Source organism: Sutterella sp. (genome assembly GCF_030539355.1).
GTDB lineage: Bacteria > Pseudomonadota > Gammaproteobacteria > Burkholderiales > Burkholderiaceae_F > Sutterella.
Map to the genome: position 1 here is coordinate 23,387 of NZ_JAUNSF010000016.1, position 15,758 is coordinate 39,144.

General features: G+C 65.8%; 20 protein-coding genes and 1 tRNA gene. 16 read left to right on the plus strand and 5 right to left on the minus strand.

From position 1 onward, the window contains the following. Nucleotides 1–2: 2 nt before the first annotated feature. From Q4F91_RS04600 to tatC, 12 genes are all read left to right on the plus strand, one after another. Complete coding sequence (locus tag Q4F91_RS04600; protein WP_303335002.1) at nucleotides 3–497, plus strand: thioesterase family protein; 495 nt, start codon at nucleotides 3–5, stop codon at nucleotides 495–497. A gap of 6 nt (nucleotides 498–503) precedes the next feature. Next, nucleotides 504–1,310 carry an ABC transporter ATP-binding protein gene (locus tag Q4F91_RS04605; protein ID WP_303335003.1) on the plus strand — a complete coding sequence of 269 codons (807 nt, stop codon included), beginning with the start codon at nucleotides 504–506 and terminating at the stop codon, nucleotides 1,308–1,310. Continuing rightward, on the plus strand, nucleotides 1,307–2,086 hold the full coding sequence (gene mlaE, locus Q4F91_RS04610; RefSeq protein WP_303335005.1) for a lipid asymmetry maintenance ABC transporter permease subunit MlaE: 780 nt from the start codon (nucleotides 1,307–1,309) through the stop codon (nucleotides 2,084–2,086). Before Q4F91_RS04605 ends, mlaE begins: the two co-directional genes overlap by 4 nt. A 37-nt stretch (nucleotides 2,087–2,123) precedes the next feature. After that, the gene (gene mlaD, locus Q4F91_RS04615; RefSeq protein WP_303335007.1) at nucleotides 2,124–2,594 is read left to right on the plus strand and encodes an outer membrane lipid asymmetry maintenance protein MlaD; all 471 of its coding nucleotides are present in this window, start codon (nucleotides 2,124–2,126) and stop codon (nucleotides 2,592–2,594) included. Then, nucleotides 2,591–3,346: a VacJ family lipoprotein gene (locus Q4F91_RS04620; RefSeq protein WP_303335009.1), complete on the plus strand. Its 756-nt coding sequence runs from the start codon at nucleotides 2,591–2,593 to the stop codon at nucleotides 3,344–3,346. The genes mlaD and Q4F91_RS04620 overlap by 4 nt, the downstream gene beginning before the upstream one ends. A gap of 26 nt (nucleotides 3,347–3,372) precedes the next feature. Beyond that, nucleotides 3,373–4,041 (plus strand): phospholipid-binding protein MlaC, encoded by a 669-nt coding sequence (locus tag Q4F91_RS04625; RefSeq protein ID WP_303335011.1) that lies wholly within the window; start codon nucleotides 3,373–3,375, stop codon nucleotides 4,039–4,041. Continuing rightward, on the plus strand, nucleotides 4,038–4,298 hold the full coding sequence (locus Q4F91_RS04630; protein WP_303335013.1) for a lipid asymmetry maintenance protein MlaB: 261 nt from the start codon (nucleotides 4,038–4,040) through the stop codon (nucleotides 4,296–4,298). The genes Q4F91_RS04625 and Q4F91_RS04630 overlap by 4 nt, the downstream gene beginning before the upstream one ends. Nucleotides 4,299–4,403: 105 nt before the next feature. Continuing rightward, nucleotides 4,404–5,657, plus strand: coding sequence for a UDP-N-acetylglucosamine 1-carboxyvinyltransferase (gene murA, locus Q4F91_RS04635; RefSeq protein ID WP_303335015.1), 1,254 nt, complete (start codon nucleotides 4,404–4,406; stop codon nucleotides 5,655–5,657). Nucleotides 5,658–5,812: 155 nt separating this feature from the next. Continuing rightward, the gene (locus tag Q4F91_RS04640) at nucleotides 5,813–6,157 is read left to right on the plus strand and encodes a histidine triad nucleotide-binding protein (RefSeq protein ID WP_303335017.1); all 345 of its coding nucleotides are present in this window, start codon (nucleotides 5,813–5,815) and stop codon (nucleotides 6,155–6,157) included. Nucleotides 6,158–6,174: 17 nt separating this feature from the next. Continuing rightward, on the plus strand, nucleotides 6,175–6,423 hold the full coding sequence (gene tatA, locus Q4F91_RS04645; protein WP_303335019.1) for a Sec-independent protein translocase subunit TatA: 249 nt from the start codon (nucleotides 6,175–6,177) through the stop codon (nucleotides 6,421–6,423). Between the two features lie 183 nt (nucleotides 6,424–6,606). After that, entirely contained in the window at nucleotides 6,607–7,242 is a 636-nt protein-coding gene (tatB, locus tag Q4F91_RS04650) for a Sec-independent protein translocase protein TatB (RefSeq protein WP_303335021.1), read from the plus strand. 15 nt (nucleotides 7,243–7,257) lie between these two features. After that, nucleotides 7,258–8,061, plus strand: a complete 804-nt coding sequence (gene tatC / locus Q4F91_RS04655; RefSeq protein ID WP_303335023.1) for a twin-arginine translocase subunit TatC — start codon at nucleotides 7,258–7,260, stop codon at nucleotides 8,059–8,061. Nucleotides 8,062–8,163: 102 nt separating this feature from the next. Here tatC and Q4F91_RS04660 read toward each other — a convergent pair whose 3' ends face one another. Beyond that, the gene (locus tag Q4F91_RS04660; protein ID WP_303335025.1) at nucleotides 8,164–9,330 is read right to left on the minus strand and encodes a S1C family serine protease; all 1,167 of its coding nucleotides are present in this window, start codon (nucleotides 9,328–9,330) and stop codon (nucleotides 8,164–8,166) included. A 37-nt stretch (nucleotides 9,331–9,367) separates the two neighbouring features. On the opposite strand from Q4F91_RS04660, the gene Q4F91_RS04665 reads away from it, so the two are divergent. From Q4F91_RS04665 to Q4F91_RS04680, 4 genes are all read left to right on the plus strand, one after another. Then, a complete protein-coding gene (locus Q4F91_RS04665) occupies nucleotides 9,368–10,120 on the plus strand; it encodes a Nif3-like dinuclear metal center hexameric protein (RefSeq protein ID WP_303335027.1) in 753 nt (250 codons plus the stop codon). 231 nt (nucleotides 10,121–10,351) lie between these two features. Then, a complete protein-coding gene (locus Q4F91_RS04670; RefSeq protein ID WP_303335029.1) occupies nucleotides 10,352–10,972 on the plus strand; it encodes a glutathione S-transferase N-terminal domain-containing protein in 621 nt (206 codons plus the stop codon). Between the two features lie 110 nt (nucleotides 10,973–11,082). Next, nucleotides 11,083–11,478 (plus strand): ClpXP protease specificity-enhancing factor SspB, encoded by a 396-nt coding sequence (locus tag Q4F91_RS04675; protein ID WP_303335032.1) that lies wholly within the window; start codon nucleotides 11,083–11,085, stop codon nucleotides 11,476–11,478. Nucleotides 11,479–11,514: 36 nt separating this feature from the next. Beyond that, a tRNA-Thr gene (locus Q4F91_RS04680) sits at nucleotides 11,515–11,590 on the plus strand. A gap of 261 nt (nucleotides 11,591–11,851) precedes the next feature. On the opposite strand, the gene Q4F91_RS04685 is transcribed toward Q4F91_RS04680, so the two are convergent. The 4 genes from Q4F91_RS04685 to Q4F91_RS04700 are packed head-to-tail and all read right to left on the minus strand — an operon-like array spanning nucleotide 11,852 to nucleotide 15,660. Next, nucleotides 11,852–12,478: a TetR/AcrR family transcriptional regulator gene (locus Q4F91_RS04685; protein ID WP_303335034.1), complete on the minus strand. Its 627-nt coding sequence runs from the start codon at nucleotides 12,476–12,478 to the stop codon at nucleotides 11,852–11,854. Nucleotides 12,479–12,530: 52 nt separating this feature from the next. Then, a complete protein-coding gene (locus Q4F91_RS04690) occupies nucleotides 12,531–13,646 on the minus strand; it encodes an ABC transporter permease (protein WP_303335036.1) in 1,116 nt (371 codons plus the stop codon). Between the two features lie 2 nt (nucleotides 13,647–13,648). Then, nucleotides 13,649–14,830 carry an ABC transporter permease gene (locus Q4F91_RS04695; RefSeq protein ID WP_303335038.1) on the minus strand — a complete coding sequence of 394 codons (1,182 nt, stop codon included), beginning with the start codon at nucleotides 14,828–14,830 and terminating at the stop codon, nucleotides 13,649–13,651. 2 nt (nucleotides 14,831–14,832) lie between these two features. Continuing rightward, nucleotides 14,833–15,660 carry an ABC transporter ATP-binding protein gene (locus Q4F91_RS04700; RefSeq protein ID WP_368660971.1) on the minus strand — a complete coding sequence of 276 codons (828 nt, stop codon included), beginning with the start codon at nucleotides 15,658–15,660 and terminating at the stop codon, nucleotides 14,833–14,835. Between the last annotated feature and the right edge of the window lie 98 nt (nucleotides 15,661–15,758).

Below are 15,758 nucleotides of genomic sequence, written 5' to 3' on the forward strand. Positions count from 1 at the left end.
TCATGACCGCTCCCCGTATCTATCACGAGACCATCCTTGTGGGTCCCGAGTCCATCGACGTGCAGGGCCACGTCAACAACCGCGAGTACCTCCGCTGGATGGAGCTCGCGGCGACGAACCATGCCGCGCTGCTGCACTGGGGAATCGATGATCTGAAACGCACGGGCCGCGCGTGGGTCGCGCGGGAGCACTGGATAGAATATCTGCGTCCGTGTTTCGCGGGCGAGACGCTCGACATCTACACGTGGATCCAGAGCGTCCGCGGTCCGACGAGCCTGCGCCGCTATGCGATCGCGCGCGAAGGGCTCGTCACCGCCGTCGGCGCGACCGAGTGGGTCTACATCGACGCCGCGCGGGGGCGTCCCGTGTCGATCGACGCGGCCTCGATCGAAGGCCTCTCGCTCGTCAAGCCCTCGGATGAGGAACTCAAGCAACTCGGCATCTCGCGGCCCGTGCGTTTTTCGCCCGGCGCGAGCCTGATCTCTGGAGACGAATAAGTAATCATGCAGGACTACCTCTCCATCGAGGGCCTTCACTTCGGGTTCGGCCGCCGCCGGATTCTCGATGACGTGTCGATGCGCTTCGGCGTCGGCAAGGTCGTCGCGATCATGGGCGGCTCGGGCATGGGAAAGACGACGCTGCTCAAGCTCATCGGCGGACTGCTGACGCCCGAGGCGGGCGAGATCCGCGTCGGCGGCGAGAAGCTCGACACCTCGAACATCAAGTCGCTCTACCGCATCCGCCGCCGCATGGGCATGCTCTTCCAGTTCGGCGCGCTCTTCACCGATCTCTCGGTCTTCGACAACGTCGCCTTCCCGATCCGGGAGCAGACGGACCTTGACGAGGAGACGGTGCGCGACCTCGTGCTCATGAAGCTCAATGCCGTGGGCCTGCGCGGCGCCGCGTCCCTGATGCCCTCCGAGATCTCGGGCGGCATGGCCCGCCGCGTCGCGCTCGCGCGCACGATCGCGCTCGACCCTGCGCTCATTCTCTACGACGAGCCCTTCGCCGGCCTCGACCCCATCTCGATGGGCGTGACGGCGCGCCTCATCCGCGAGCTCAATGACGCGCTCGGCGCCACCTCGCTCATCGTCACGCACGACGTCGCCGAGACCTTCGACATCGCCGACTACGTCTACATGATCTCGGACGCGAAGGTCGCGGCCGAGGGCACTCCGGACGACATGCTCCATTCCGAGGAGCCCTTCGTGAAGCAGTTCGTGGGCGGCCTTCCGGACGGCCCGGTGCGCTTCCAGTACCACGCCGACGATTACGCGACCGAGCTCGGCCTCGGGGAGGTGCGCAAATGATCACGAACCTTCTCGCGAAGCTCGGGCGCTTCGTCCTCGGCATCTTCGCCTCGGTCGGGCGCTTCGGCATCTTCTCCTGGCAGATCCTCTCGAGGCTCGCCGGCTCGGGCGTGCGGAACGTCATCGCCCAGATCCACTTCATCGGCAACTATTCGCTTCTCATCATCGGCGTCTCGGGCCTCTTCGTGGGCTTCGTGCTCGGCCTGCAGGGCTACTACGTGCTCGTGAGCTACGGCTCCGAGGAGGCGCTCGGCGTCCTCGTCGCCCTCTCGCTCGTCCGCGAGCTCGGCCCCGTCGTCACGGCGCTTCTCTTCGCGGGACGCGCGGGCACGGCGCTCACCGCCGAGATCGGTCTCATGCGCTCGGGCGAGCAGCTCGCCGCCATGGAGATGATGGGCGTCGATCCCTTCCGGCGCGTGCTCGCGCCGCGCTTCATCGGCGGCTTCATCTCGATGCCGATCCTCGCGCTCATCTTCTCCGCGGTCGGCATCATCGGCGCGTGGATCGTGGGCGTGGGCCTGATCGGCACCGACAGCGGCGCCTTCTGGAGCCAGATGCAGGCAGCCGTCGACGTGCAGCACGACATCGTGAACGGCTTCGTGAAGAGCGTCGTCTTCGGCGTCGCCGTCACGCTCATCGCGCTCTACCAGGGCTACGCCTCGCGGCCGACCCCTGACGGCGTCGCGCACGCCACGACCACCACGGTCGTCGTCTCCTCTCTTCTCGTTCTCGGCCTCGACTTCATGATGACGGCCTGGATGTTCACCACGGTCTGATACCGCTCACAATTCAAGACTGAGGCTCAAACAAAAAATGCAGAACAATCGCTCCTTAGAAATCGCCGTCGGACTCTTCCTCGTGCTCGGCTTCTGCGCCGCGCTCTTCATGGCGCTGCAGTCGGCCAACCTCGGCAGCTTCTCCTTCGGCCACAGCACGTACGCCGTCACGGCGGATTTTGACAATATCGGCGGCTTGAAGCCCCGCGCCGCCGTCAAGAGCGCCGGCGTCGTGGTCGGCCGCGTCCGCTCCGTGGTCTTCGATCCGCAGACCTTCCAGGCCCGCGTGACGATGGACATGGATGCCCGCTACCCCTTCCCCGAGGACAGCTCGGCGAAGATCCTCACCTCGGGTCTCCTGGGTGAACAGTACGTCGGCATCGAGGCGGGCGCGGATGACGCGAACCTCGCCGAGGGCTCCCGCATCAGCCGCACGCAGAGCGCGGTGGTGCTCGAGAACCTGATCAGCCAGTTCCTGTATTCCAAGGCGGAGGACGGCGGAAAATGAAAAAGCTCGCACTGACTGTCGCCCTCTCGGCGGCGCTCCTCTCGGGCTGCGCGCAGGTCCCGCCCAACGCGGGCGAGAACCCCGCGGACCCGTATGAATCCTTCAACCGCAACGTCTGGGCGTTCAACGACACGCTCGACCGCGCCATCGTGAAGCCCGTGTCGGAGTTCTACGTCGACTGGACGCCTGAGTTCGTCCAGACGGGCGTGTCGAACTTCTTCGACAACCTCGACACCCCGGGGAGCGCGGTGAACAACCTCCTCCAGGGCAAGGTCGAGCGCGGCGTGAGAAGCGTCTTCCGCTTCCTCGTCAACTCAACGCTCGGCATCGCCGGTCTCTTTGACGTGGCGAGCCACATCGGCCTCGAGGACGCGCCCGAGGACTTCGGCCAGACGCTCGCCGTCTGGGGCGTGGGCCAGGGCTCCTACCTCGTGCTCCCGTTCCTCGGCCCCACGACCACCCGCGACTGGACGCGCTACCCCGTGAGCTGGGGCACCGATCCGCTCACCTACATCATGTGGGACGAGGACTGGTACTGGTCGGTTCCCATCCTGGCCGCCGAGGGCATCGACGCCCGTGCGCGTCTGCTCTCGCTCGAGTCGATCCGCGCCCAGACCGTGGACGATTACGCCGCGATCCGCGACGCGTACCTCGCGATGCGCGAGCGCGCGGTGCGTGACGGCGCCGAGGTCTCCTCCGAGGAGGAGCTCGAGACGCTCACGCCGCTCCAGTTCGATGACGAAGAGGAATGATTTTTTCTTTTTTAGGACAGATGACCATGCAGCGCAGAACGCTTCTTGCGGGACTCTCCGCGATCCCCGCCCTCGCCGCCTTCCCCGGGATCGCCCTCGCGGCCGATCTCCCCTATGACGACAAGGGCGACCCGTTCGCCTTCGTCGTGGATCTCTCGAACGCCGTGCTCGAGCGCATCCGCGCGAGCGACTCGCTCCGCTCGGGCGACATCGAGAGCCTGCGCAAGCTCGTCGACGACGTGATCATGCCGGCCACCGACTTCACGATGATGACCCGCATGACCGTGGGCCCGAAGTGGCGCCAGGCGACGAAGGAGCAGCGCCAGCAGCTCCAGGACGGCTTCGAGCTTCTGCTCATGCGCGTCTACGCGGGCGGGCTCTCCGCCGTGAAGGACCAGAAGTGTGAGCTCAGGCCCACGCGCGTCAAGGACGTCAAGCCCGAGATGGTGATCCGCACGCTCCTCACCTCGGGCTCCGAGCAGCCCATCTCGCTCGACTACCGCATCTACAAGGCCAAGACCGGCACGTGGAAGATCGTCGACGTGAACATCGAGGGCATCTGGATGGTCGAGAACTACCGCTCGCAGTTCTCGAGCGTCCTCTCGCAGGACGGCATTGACGGCTTGATCCGCCTCTTCAACGAGAAGGGTGAGCAGCTCGCCGAGTCGATGAAGCAGGACGGGGCGAAGAAGTGAAGGTCACCGAAGAAGTCCTGAACTTCGAGAACGCGGTCGCCTTCAAGGCCTCGCTTCTCAAGGCGATCGACGCGGGCGACCTCTCGTGCGACCTCTCGAACGTGAAGCGCGCCGACAGCGCGGCGCTCTCGGCGCTCCTCTCGGCGCGCCGCCGCGCGAAGGCGCTCGGGCGCGACTATGAGATCCGGGGGCTCCCGTCGGACCTCGTGACGCTCGCCCGTCTCTACGGCGTCACCGAGATTCTCGCGGCGTCCTGACCGTCTCTCCCGGATCCCGGGCCCGCGATATTTAAGCGCAGGCCCGGCATGCATGCGGTAAAGTTCGCACCCTCGAAGAAGAAAAAACTCCCCCACGGAGACACAATGCAGAAGCTCAAGATCCGCGGCGGCCGGCGTCTGGTCGGCGAAATCCGCGCGAGCGGCGCGAAGAACGCGGCGCTCCCGATCCTGTGCGCGTCGCTGCTCACGGCGCAGGACCTCAGGCTCACCAACGTTCCCGACCTCGCCGACGTGCGCACGATGCTCAAGCTCCTCGAGGGCATGGGCGTAAAGGTCGTGCGCGAGGGCGATGCCGTCGTCCTCAACGCGGGCGCGCTCACGAGCACCGTCGCCCCGTACGAGTTCGTGAAGACGATGCGCGCCTCGATCCTGACGCTCTGCCCGCTCGTGGCGCGCTTCGGCTCGGCCCGCGTGAGTCTGCCGGGCGGGTGCGCCATCGGTGCGAGGCCCGTGGATCAGCACATCAAGGGCCTGCGGGCGCTCGGCGCGACGGTCGAGATCGACCATGGCTACGTGGACGCGACCGCGGGGCGCCTCAAGGGTGCGCGCATCTTCACGGACATGGTGACCGTGACGGGCACCGAGAACCTGATGATGGCGGCCGTCCTCGCCGAGGGGAAGACGATCATTGAGAACGCCGCGCGCGAGCCCGAGGTCGTCGACCTCGCCGAGTGCCTCAGCCGCATGGGCGCGCGCATCACGGGCGCCGGAAGCCCCACGATCGAGATCGAGGGGGTCGAATCGCTCCACGGCGCCGAGCATGCGATCGTCGCCGACCGCATCGAGGTGGGGAGCTACCTCTGCGCGGCCGCCGTCACGCAGGGCGACGTCATCGTCACCGGGTGCGTGCCGCACGACCTCGAGGCCGTCACGATGAAGCTGCGTGAAATGGGCGCAGAGGTCGTGACCGGCGAGGACTGGATGCGCCTGCGCATGACCGGGCGCCCGAAGGCGGTGAAGATCCGCACGGTGCCGCACCCGGGGTTCCCCACCGACATGCAGGCTCAGTTCATGGCGATCGCCGCCGTCGCCGACGGCGTCTCCGAGATCACCGAGACGATCTTCGAGAACCGCTTCATGCACGTGCCCGAGCTCGAGCGCATGGGCGCGCACATCCGCATCAACGGCAACACGGCCGTCGTGAGCGGCGTCGAGGAGCTCGAGGGGGCGTCCGTCATGGCGACCGACCTGCGCGCCTCCGCCTCGCTCGTCATCGCGGCGCTCGCCGCGCAGGGCGAGAGCACCGTCGACCGCCTCTACCATCTTGACCGCGGCTACGAGCGCATGGAGGAGAAGCTCCGCGCGCTCGGCGCCGACGTCGAGCGCATCAGGAGCTGAGAGCGCCTCGGGAAAGTCAACCTTGACCAACGGACAGGTTGACCGCAGGCATAATCTCAGACAATATTGCTGTCCGGGGTTCCTTCGGGAACACCGGACGAACAACAAACCACCAGCCCGGACGTCCCCGCCCTCCGGGTCTCTCAGGAACCAAAATGTCGGACTGCATTTTCTGCAAGATCGCCGAGGGTGAGATTCCCTCGAACAAGGTCTATGAGGACGATGAGGTCGTCGCCTTCAAGGATCTCCATCCCCAGGCGCCGGTTCATTTTCTGATCATCCCGAAGAAGCACATCACTTCTCTTGACCATGCTCAGCCTGAGGATGAGCCGCTTTTGGGTAAAATGCTCGGCCTGACGCGCAGGCTCGCCCGCGAGCAGGGCTGCGAAAACGGCTTCCGGGTGGTCATCAACACCGGCCGCGACGGCGGTCAGGAAGTTCCTCACCTGCACATCCACGTCCTCGGCGGACCCCGCCCGTGGAAACGCAACGAATTCTGATATTTACGGAGTACAAAATGGGTTCACTTTCCGTCTGGCACTGGCTGATCGTTCTCGCCATCGTCGTTCTCGTGTTCGGCACGGGCAAGCTCAAGAACATGGGCAAGGATCTCGGCGGCGCCATCAAGGGCTTCAAGGAAGGCATGCGCGAGGGTGACGAGGCCCCCGCCGAGAAGACCGCCGCCAAGGAGATCCCGCAGCAGCCCGCCGCTGCCAAGAAGGACGAGGCGATCGACGTCGAAGCCAAGGAACAGACCAAGGCCTGATCCTTCGGACGCCCGGAGCCCTGCGTGAAGCGGGATCCGGGAAAAACGGCACCGGCCGCAAGACACCGGGGAAGAGTCCCCTTCCGGGAAGGAAGACGGGACGCTGTCCCGGTGTGCGCGGTGCCGCCCCCGGACCGCGGCAGCCTCGAAGCTGACCGCGGCCTTTTGCAGTGAAGAGACGCCATGTTTGATTTCGGTTTCAGCGAGATGATGATCGTCGGTGTCGTCGCGCTCGTCGTCCTCGGGCCCGAGAGGCTCCCGGTCGTTGCGCGCAAGACCGGCGAATGGGTGGGCAAGGCCCAGCGGTTCGTCGCCCAGGTGAAGAGCGACATTGACCGGGAGACCGAGCTCTCCGAGCTGAAGCGCATTCAGGACGAGGCGAAGAACGCCGTTCAGGACTTCAAGTCGAGCGTCGAGAAGGAGGCGAGCGGAATCGAGACGTCCGTGCGCTCCGCCGCGGATGCGGCCGACGCGGCCGGCAAGGAGGCCGAGAGCGCCTTCAACGAGGTGAAGAACGAGGCGGGCACGCCCGCCGAGGCCTCGGGCGGCGCCGCTACCTCGCAGGACATCGCCGAGGTCTACGGCTGGGGCGACGCGAACACGGACGACGAGATCATGACGCCCGCCTACGCCTGGAGCCAGCCGAAGACCTTCGAGAAACGCTACCACTCCGGTCCCTCGGTCGATGACCTCGCCCGCGAGATCGAGCGTCTGCGCCGCGAGCTCGGCATGCGCGACACGCAGATGGGCGGCACCGTCGGCCGCCGCCGCGGCTTCTCGCCCCGCGCCCGCAGCGTGCGCACCCGCATTTACCGTTAAGAAGGACATCCCGAGATGACTGATCAGAAGCCCGCGCTTGAGGCGCCTGACGATCCTGCCAACGAGCAGCCGCTCGTCTCGCACCTCATTGAGCTGCGCAACCGACTGATGAAGTCGGTGATCGCGATCGTGGTGGTGTTCGCCTGCCTCTCGCCCTTCATGAAGCAGATCTTCGACTTCCTGTCGCAGCCGCTCATGGTCGCGCTCCCGCAGGGCGCGAAGCTCCTCGCGACGGGCGTCGTGGCGCCGTTCTTCGTGCCGCTCAAGGTCACGCTCTTCGTGGCGTTCCTGATTGCGCTGCCGATCGTGCTCTACCAGGCCTGGGCCTACATCGCCCCGGCGCTCTACAGGAGCGAAAAGCGCCTCGCGCTCCCCGTGCTCATCTCGTCGATCGTGATGTTCGCGGTCGGCATGGCGTACTGCTACTTCATCGTCTTCCGCATGGTCTTCCAGTTCATCGCCGGCTTCTCGCCCGACTCGGTGAACTTCGCGCCGGACATCGACTCGTACTTCAGCTTCGTGCTGACGATGTTCCTCGCCTTCGGCATGACCTTCGAGGTGCCGATCTTCGTGGTGGTTCTGAACCGCGTCGGCTTCGCGAGCTGCTCGAAGTTGAAGAAGGCCCGTCCCTACGTGATCGTCGGCGCCTTCGTGATCGCCGCCATCTTCACGCCGCCCGACGCGCTCTCGCAGATCCTGCTCGCGCTGCCGCTCGTGATCCTCTACCAGGTCGGCATCTGGTGCGTGCAGGCCTTCGGCCGCTCCGACGAGGAGGTCGAGGAGATGCAGGGACGTCAGGAGGAGGAGGACGAGGGCTGATCCCCGTCGGCTCCCCATGAAGCAGAAAGGCGCTCACGCTGGAGAAAAGCGGAGCGCCTTTTTCGTGACTGCCTCACGGCAGCCGGGAAGCGGAGGTCCGGGTCATTCCTCGTACTGCGGCGGAATGAGCGCCTCCTTCTCGAGCGCGCCCTGCGGGCGCGCGCTCGCGATGAGGCGCTTCGTGAGAACGCGCTCGCCGCGCAGGATCTTCACGTTCACCGCGGCGCCCGGCTTGATGCGGGCGATGGTCTGCAGCAGCCGGTTGGCGCGGGAGACGGGCTTGCCGTCCACCTCGAGGATCACGTCGAAGCTGCGGATGTCGGCCTTCGCCGCCGGCGACTCGGGGATCACCTGCTTGACGAGGACGCCCGAGCTCACTCGGAGGCTCAGGTCCTGGGCGAGCTCCTGAGAGAGCTGGCGCGGCACGAAACCGAGGTAGCCGCGCTCAATCTGCTTCTCGGACATGAGGCCCGGCAGCACCGCGGTGATGATCGAGCTCGGGATGGCGAAGCCGATGCCGACGAACCCTTCCGAGCGGTCGGGCGAGAAGATCGCGCTGTTGATGCCGATGAGCTCGCCCTCGAGATTGACGAGCGCGCCGCCGGAGTTGCCCTGGTTGATCGCCGCGTCGGTCTGGATGAAGTCCTCGTAGTTGTTGAGGCCGAACCCGTGACGGCCGAGCGCGGAGATGATGCCGCTCGTGACGGTCTGACCCACGTCGAAGGGGTTGCCGATCGCGAGCACGGTCTGTCCGACCTTGAGCTCGGTCGAGTCCGCGATCTCGATCGCGGGCAGGTTCTTCGCCTTCACCTCGAGGAGCGCGAGATCCGTCTCGACGTCCCATCCGCGCAGGCGCGCCTCGAACGTGCGGCCGTCGGCAAGGGCGACGAAGATGTTCGGGAAACCGTCCACGACGTGGTAATTTGTCAGGATGTCCCCGCGTCCCGAGACGATGACGCCGCTGCCGAGCGCCTTCATGTGCACCTCCGGGTCGCCGTTCCAGTCGACGCCGATCTCCTCGGCGCGGCGGGCGGTGACCTGCTTGCGGGTGAAGATGTTCACCACCGAGGGCGCCGCGCGCTCGACGGCGCTGCTGAAGTCATTCTGGGCGGAGAGAATCGTGAGATGCTCGGCCAGGGGATCCTGGGCGGGAATCGCGGGCGCGAAGAGCTTCCAGACGAGCGCTCCCGCGCAGCCCACGGTCACTGCCTGCGAGAAGAGCAGCCAGAGTTTCCGGGCGAGGTGCGGCTTTTCAGCGGGGGAGGTCATGTGAGGGACGGATATTCCGGAAGGGAGAAAAAACAGAATGAAAACAAGGGACCTGATTGCATATCTTGACGAACTGCTCGTCCCGGGCGAATTTAAGGATTATGCCCCGAACGGGCTTCAGGTTGAGGGACGCGGCGAAGTGAATCGCATCGTTCTCGGCGTCTCCGCGTCGCTCGGCCTGATCGAGGCCGCCCGCGAGCGGCGCGCCGACGCCGTTCTCGTCCACCACGGCTGGTTCTGGCGCGGGGAGGACGCGCGGATCACGGGCGTGAAGGGCCGCCGCGTGAGGACCCTGATCGAGTCGGAGATGAACCTGATCGCCTATCACCTGCCGCTCGACGCGCACGCGGAGGTCGGCAACAACGCCGAGCTCGCCCGCGTGCTCGGGCTCTCGATCGAGAGCCGCACGGGCGAGTACGGGCTGCTCCACACCGGGAGCATCCTCTCGGGGCCCATGCGCGCCGACGCGTTCGCGGCCAGGGTCACGGAGGCGCTCGGTCGCGCGCCGCTTCTCGTGGGCGACGCGGGGAAGACCGTCGCCCGCGTCGGCTGGTGCTCGGGCGCCGCGCAGGACTGGATCGGCGAGGCGGCCGCGCTCGGCTGCGACCTCTACCTCTCGGGCGAGATCCGCGAGCACACGACCTTCGAGGCCGTGGAGCTCGGGATTCCGTACCTCGCCGCCGGCCACACCGCCACCGAGCAGTTCGGCATCCAGGCGCTCGGCCGCCGGCTCTCGGAGGCCTTCCCGGACCTCACGATTGAATTCGTGCCACAGGAGAACCCGGCCTGAGAAGGCCGGTTATCCACGTCAGGATCTGTCACTGTACATTCTGTTACAAAATCCTTTTCCCTTCTCCCGCAGGTGATTCGGAGGGAAAACGATGTGCGACAGGATGTGTTACAGGGTCGGTTTTGGGTACAATCGTCCGCCCGTTCCCTCCAGGGGCTACCTCCTCGGAGGGAGGGACTGTTCCCGTGCGTTTGAGTGCGGTTGAAGTTTTCTGACAGCAGGCAAGTTCATATGATGTATCTCTACTCGGGCCCGACCTGCCCGTTCTCCCATATGAGCCGCATCCTTCTCTACGAAAAGGGATGCGAGTTCGAAATCAAGACCGTCGACCCCGAGGGTCTCGGTCAGAATCAGGAGGACCTCGCGGTCATCCGCATGAGCCCCTACGGTGAGCTCCCGGTGCTCGTGGAACGTGATCTGCTGCTCTACAACGTCTTCGTCGTGAACGAGTACATCGACGAGCGTTTCCCGCATCCGCAGCTCATGCCCGCCGATCCGGTCGGCCGCGCCCGCACGCGTCTCTTCATGCACGTGCTCGAGTGCGAGCTCTTCCCGCAGGTCCGCGTGCTGCAGAACCCGAAGGCCTCCGAGGAGCGCCGCAAGCTCGCCCAGCGCCGTCTGCGCGAGAGCCTCGACATCCTCTCGATGCGCGTCGGCGACACGAAGTTCCTGCTCTCCGACGACTTCGGCATGCTTGACGTGATCCTCGCTCCGATCCTCTGGCGTCTCGAGAGCTGGGGCGTCCAGTTCTCGGCCACCGCTTCGAAGCTCGAGATCTACTCGCAGCGTCTCTACGCCCGTCAGTCGTTCATCGACTCGATGACGGCGCAGGAACGCTCGATGCGCAAGTAATCCGGATCCCCGCCGCGCCGCCCGCGCATTTCCCGCGCGGGCGCCGGCATTTCCGGAGCGGCGCTCCTATGGGGCGCCCACCCCTTTAAGAATCCCAGGCACTGACCCTCATGGACAACCTCAAGAATCTTCGCGCGCGCTGCATCAGCACGGTGCTCGAATACTGCTATGAGAACGGCTTCCGCCCCTACGTGTGGGTGGAGGTTGACGCGGGCTGCGTCGTCCCGCAGGAGTTCGTGCAGGAAGGCATGATCATCTTCGACCTGGACGGCGAGGCCGTGCGCAACCAGGTGCTCGACGACGATCTGCTGCGCTTCGAGGCGCGCTTCGGCGACGATCCCGATCCGATGGAGGTCGTGGTGCCGGTCTGCCGCATCGTGCACGTCGCCCCGGTGAACGAGGTCGACGAGGGCGCGTCCTTCCAGACCCGCCCGACGCCTCCCGAGCTCGTCGCGCGCGCCACCGGCAAGGAGCCCGTGATCCGCCGCCCGATGCGCATCAAGTGACGCCGGTATCGGTATAATTCGATTTCTTTTTTCGGCGCCTCTTTAGCTCAGTTGGTAGAGCAACCGCCTTGTAAGCGGTAGGTCGTCTGTTCGAGTCAGACAAGGGGCACCAAAGTCTCATCCCTGACAGGTCAAGCTGCCGGGGATTTTCTTTTTTATCAAAAGGTTGTATTTTCCTGACGCCGGCGTAAAGTCCGGAAAGGCCCTCAAAAACGCGTGCAGCATGCGTTTTTGGGTACATGGGAAGGTACATTCACCGTTGGCCCTGAAGGCCGATGTACCAAAGACGGTCAGTCCAATGGTCCGGTGACCGCTGACCAAAAAAATCAGCCGCTTTCGCGGCTGATTTTCCACGAGGCCCCGGGCGGGCGGATCACTGATCCGCCCCCTCCTCCGGGGCGGTTCCGTCCCCGGCCGCCTTCGGTCCGAGCACGAAGTCGAGGTATTCGCGGTAGACCGCATTGAGGTCGAGCGGGGCCATCTCGCCGATCAGGGTCTGCCAGAGGATGCCCTGGATCAGCGGCGCGGCAAGCAGGAACGGATACCGCTTGATCACGGGCGGCAGGTCTGCCTCGCCGACGAAGTTCGTCATCAGGCCCCCCTGGGAGAAGATCGGCACGAAGAACTTCTCGAAGATGGGGCGCGTGAGCGCAGGGCGGTGCAGCCCCTCGGACCAGACGACGCGGAGGATCCGGGCGAGCCGTCCGCGGCCCTCGCCCTCGAGCACCGGGGCCGTGAGCTGCTCGACCCGCTCGCGGAAGCTGAGGCTGCCGGCGTCCGTGAGCTTCACGAGATTGCCGTGCATCAGCACGCCGATCTCGTCGGCGAGCCCCATGAGGAGCGCCTCCTTGCTCTCGAAGTAGTTGTAGACGGTGCCCTTGGCGACGCCCGCGCGCTTCGCGATGTCCTCGATGCGCGCCTCCGAGAAGCCCTTCGACTCGAATTCGTCGAGCGTGGCGTCAAGGATCGCCTGCCGGCGCTGTTCGCTTTTTCTGGCCATTGATGTTCTCCGGTGAAGTGTTGTCAGATTCCTGTCAGGTGCGCCAGGGGCATCAGGTGACGCGGTGGCGGAAGAGCCAGGAGGCGACGCCGAGCGTCACCGTGGCGGTGGCGGCTGTCGGCCAGAAGAGGTGGAGGGTCTCGAGCAGCCCGCAGCCCTCGAAGTAGATCATACGGAGCGCAATGATCGCATAGCGCAGCGGGTTGATCTTGGAGAGCTCCTGCATCCACCAGGGCATGGCGAGCGTCGAGGTGAACAGACCCGAGAGAATGATCACCGGCAGCATGAGGAAGATGATCATCACGATCGCCTGCTGGATGTTGCCCGCGACCGCCGAGACGGCGAGTCCGAGGCCGACGAACGAGACCGCGAAGCCGGCGATGAGGATGCCGAGCGCAAGGGGCGAGCCCGTGAAGGGGAGCTCGAACCAGAAGACGCCCACGCAGAAGATGAGGAAGCCCTGCATGCAGGCGATGATCGTCGGGATCACGGCCTTGCCGATGAGAATCTCGATCGAGTTCGCCGGGGTCATCAGCATCATGTCGAACGTGCCGTCCTCGCGCTCGCGCGAGACGGTGAGGCCGGCGAGGAGCAGAACCTGAATGAGCGAGAGCGCGAGGATGAGGCCCGGCATGATCGCGTAGCGCGTGAGCCCGTTCTCGTTGAAGCGCTGCCGGTCGATCACGCGCACCGCGGCCTGGGTGCCCCTCGAGGCGTTGAGCTTCTCGACGATCGAGGAGACGTAGCCCGCGGCGATGCCGGCGGTCGTGGAGTTTCGCGCGTCGACGGCGAGGAACGCCTCGCCCGAGTCGGCAAAGTCGCGCGGCAGCCAGATGCCGATCAGGGCCTTGGAGTCGTTGATCGCGTCGCGGAACTCGGTCTGCGAGCGGGCGTTCACCTTGAGCTCGAACCCGGGGGCGTTCTCGATGCGCCGCACGAACTCGCTAGTCAGTGCGCTCGAGCCCTCGTTGAAGAGCGCCCAGGGCACGCGGTCGAGGTTGAAGGTCGCGCCGTAGCCGAAGAGCGCGCTCTGCAGCAGCACCGGGACGACGAGGATGGCGCGCGAGCCCTTGTCCTTGACGGTGGAGACGAATTCCTTGGCGATGATGGCTGCGATGCGGTTAATGGAATCTCGCACGCCGCTGATGAAATTTCTGAGGATCGACATGGTCAGTTCTCCCTTGCATTCGCCGGAGCCGGGACGTAGCGCACGGGCGTCTTGGAGAGCTTGCGGAGCGCCGCGATGAGGAGCACGGCCGTCCAGCCGAGCATGAGCGCGCAGTTCGTCGCGAGGATGTGTTCCGCCCCGCCCGAGAGGAAGCAGATCTTGAGCGACTCGATCGCATAGGAGGGCGGGAAGCACTTGCCGATCCACTCGATCACGACGGGGACGCTGCGGAGATCAAAGAGGAACCCGGAGAGCATCATCGTCGGCATGAAGCTCGCCATGATGGCGCACTCGGTCGCGAGGAACTGGCTCTTCACAGTCGCGGAGATGAAGAGGCCGAGCGAGGCTGTGGCGACGGAATAGAGCACCGCGGTCGCAAGGAGCCAGAACGGGTCGCCGCGCAGCGGCACTTCGAAGAGCAGAAGCGCGAGCCCGAGGCAGAGCATGAAGCCCGCGAGCGCGATGCCCGCGCAGGGGATGAGCTTCGAGAGCAGGATCTCTAGCGACGCGGCGGGCGTCGCATAGAGCGCCGTGAGCGTGCCGCGCTCCCATTCGCGCGCGATGACGAGGCTCCCGAGGAAGGACCCCGAGACCGAGGTGACGATCACGAGGAGTCCGGGCACGAGGTACCAGGTCGAGTTCGATGCCTCGTTGAACCAGAGGCGCTGCGAAACGGTGACGACGGGGGTCTCCCCCGAGCTGACCGCCGACGAGGCGGCGAGACGCGGATCCGCGAGGGCCTTCGCGACCACGGCGTTCACGTAGCTGCGGATCATCTGCGCGGTGTTGCTGTCGACGCCGTAGAGCGTGAGACCCACCTCGCCGCGGCCCGCGGCGACGTCCTCGGCGAACCCCGCGGGGATGCGCACGATGGCCTCCGCCTCGCGGCGCGTGAAGAGGCTCTCCGCCTCGGCGGCGCCGCCCTCGGCGCGGTTGCCCACGATGAAGCCGTTCGCGGCGAAGCGCTGCTCGAGCGCGACCGCGGCCGGCGTGTGCTCCTCGGTGACGACCGACACGGGGACGTCCTTCACGTCCATCGACATGCCGTAGCCGAAGATCAGGAGCATCATGATCGGCAGCCCCAGGCCGATGCCGAGGTAGGAGCGGTCACGGCTGAAGAGCTCGAATTCCTTGGTGAGCTGAGCGAGAAATCTTTTCCAGCTGAAGCGCAGAAGTCCTGTCATTTTTAGGCTCCTTGGGAAGCCTTGCGGCCCGCGTCAACGATTCTTGTGAAGACCGACTCGATCGAGAGCGAGCTCGGATCGGCGACGTCATTGCCCGCGGCCTGCCGGCGGATCTCCTCCGGAGTGCCGATGGCGATGATGCGGCCGGCGTCCTGGATGAGGAAGCGGTCGCAGTACTCGGCCTCCTCCATGAAGTGCGTCGTGACGACGACCGCCGCCCCGGTCTCGGCGAGCGTGACGATGCGGCGCCAGAGCGCGCGGCGCGCCGAGAGGTCGGCGCCCGAGGTCGCCTCGTCGAGGAAGAGGATCTTCGGGTGGTGAATGAGGCCGCAGGCGATCGAGAGGTCGCGCTGGGCGCCGAGCGAGAGCGAACCCGCGTCGAAGTCCGCCTTGTCCTCAAGGCTGAACTCCTCGAGGAGCTCGTCGATCCTGCTCCCGAGCGCTTCGCCGCGCAGACCGTAGCTGCGCCCGAAGAAGCGCAGGTTCTCCGCGACCGAGAGGCGCCCGTAGAGCGAGAACTTCTGCGCGACGTAGCCCACGACGCCGCGCGCGTCGTTCTTCGCGTGCGCGAGGTCGTAGCCCGCGACCTCGATCCGGCCCGCGCTCGCGGGCAGGAGCGAGCAGAGCATGCGGAAGGTCGTGGTCTTCCCGGCGCCGTTGGGGCCGAGGATGCCGAAGATCTCGCCGGGCTTGACGTCAAAGGTCGTGTCATCGACGGCGACGAAGTTCCCGAAAACGCGGCGGATGCCGTGCGCGGAGACGATCGGGCGGTCGGACGGCGCGGCCGCGCCCTCGGCCGACTTCTCCGCGGCCGGCGCGTCGAAGTGCACGGGCTGCGGTTCCGCACGGAAGGTGAGGAGCGCGTAGGCGTCCTCTAGTGTAGTGTTTTCTAAATTCGTTAAGTATTAGTTAGCAAAGTCTCTCGGCT

Coding starts and splice junctions, on each gene's coding strand:
- Q4F91_RS04600 (WP_303335002.1), top strand. CDS start 3: ATGACCGCTCCCCGTATCTATCACGAGACCATCCTTGTGGGTCCCGAG.
- Q4F91_RS04605 (WP_303335003.1), top strand. CDS start 504: ATGCAGGACTACCTCTCCATCGAGGGCCTTCACTTCGGGTTCGGCCGC.
- mlaE (WP_303335005.1), top strand. CDS start 1,307: ATGATCACGAACCTTCTCGCGAAGCTCGGGCGCTTCGTCCTCGGCATC.
- mlaD (WP_303335007.1), top strand. CDS start 2,124: ATGCAGAACAATCGCTCCTTAGAAATCGCCGTCGGACTCTTCCTCGTG.
- Q4F91_RS04620 (WP_303335009.1), top strand. CDS start 2,591: ATGAAAAAGCTCGCACTGACTGTCGCCCTCTCGGCGGCGCTCCTCTCG.
- Q4F91_RS04625 (WP_303335011.1), top strand. CDS start 3,373: ATGCAGCGCAGAACGCTTCTTGCGGGACTCTCCGCGATCCCCGCCCTC.
- murA (WP_303335015.1), top strand. CDS start 4,404: ATGCAGAAGCTCAAGATCCGCGGCGGCCGGCGTCTGGTCGGCGAAATC.
- Q4F91_RS04640 (WP_303335017.1), top strand. CDS start 5,813: ATGTCGGACTGCATTTTCTGCAAGATCGCCGAGGGTGAGATTCCCTCG.
- tatA (WP_303335019.1), top strand. CDS start 6,175: ATGGGTTCACTTTCCGTCTGGCACTGGCTGATCGTTCTCGCCATCGTC.
- tatB (WP_303335021.1), top strand. CDS start 6,607: ATGTTTGATTTCGGTTTCAGCGAGATGATGATCGTCGGTGTCGTCGCG.
- tatC (WP_303335023.1), top strand. CDS start 7,258: ATGACTGATCAGAAGCCCGCGCTTGAGGCGCCTGACGATCCTGCCAAC.
- Q4F91_RS04660 (WP_303335025.1), bottom strand. CDS start 9,330: ATGACCTCCCCCGCTGAAAAGCCGCACCTCGCCCGGAAACTCTGGCTG.
- Q4F91_RS04665 (WP_303335027.1), top strand. CDS start 9,368: ATGAAAACAAGGGACCTGATTGCATATCTTGACGAACTGCTCGTCCCG.
- Q4F91_RS04670 (WP_303335029.1), top strand. CDS start 10,352: ATGATGTATCTCTACTCGGGCCCGACCTGCCCGTTCTCCCATATGAGC.
- Q4F91_RS04675 (WP_303335032.1), top strand. CDS start 11,083: ATGGACAACCTCAAGAATCTTCGCGCGCGCTGCATCAGCACGGTGCTC.
- Q4F91_RS04685 (WP_303335034.1), bottom strand. CDS start 12,478: ATGGCCAGAAAAAGCGAACAGCGCCGGCAGGCGATCCTTGACGCCACG.
- Q4F91_RS04690 (WP_303335036.1), bottom strand. CDS start 13,646: ATGTCGATCCTCAGAAATTTCATCAGCGGCGTGCGAGATTCCATTAAC.
- Q4F91_RS04695 (WP_303335038.1), bottom strand. CDS start 14,830: ATGACAGGACTTCTGCGCTTCAGCTGGAAAAGATTTCTCGCTCAGCTC.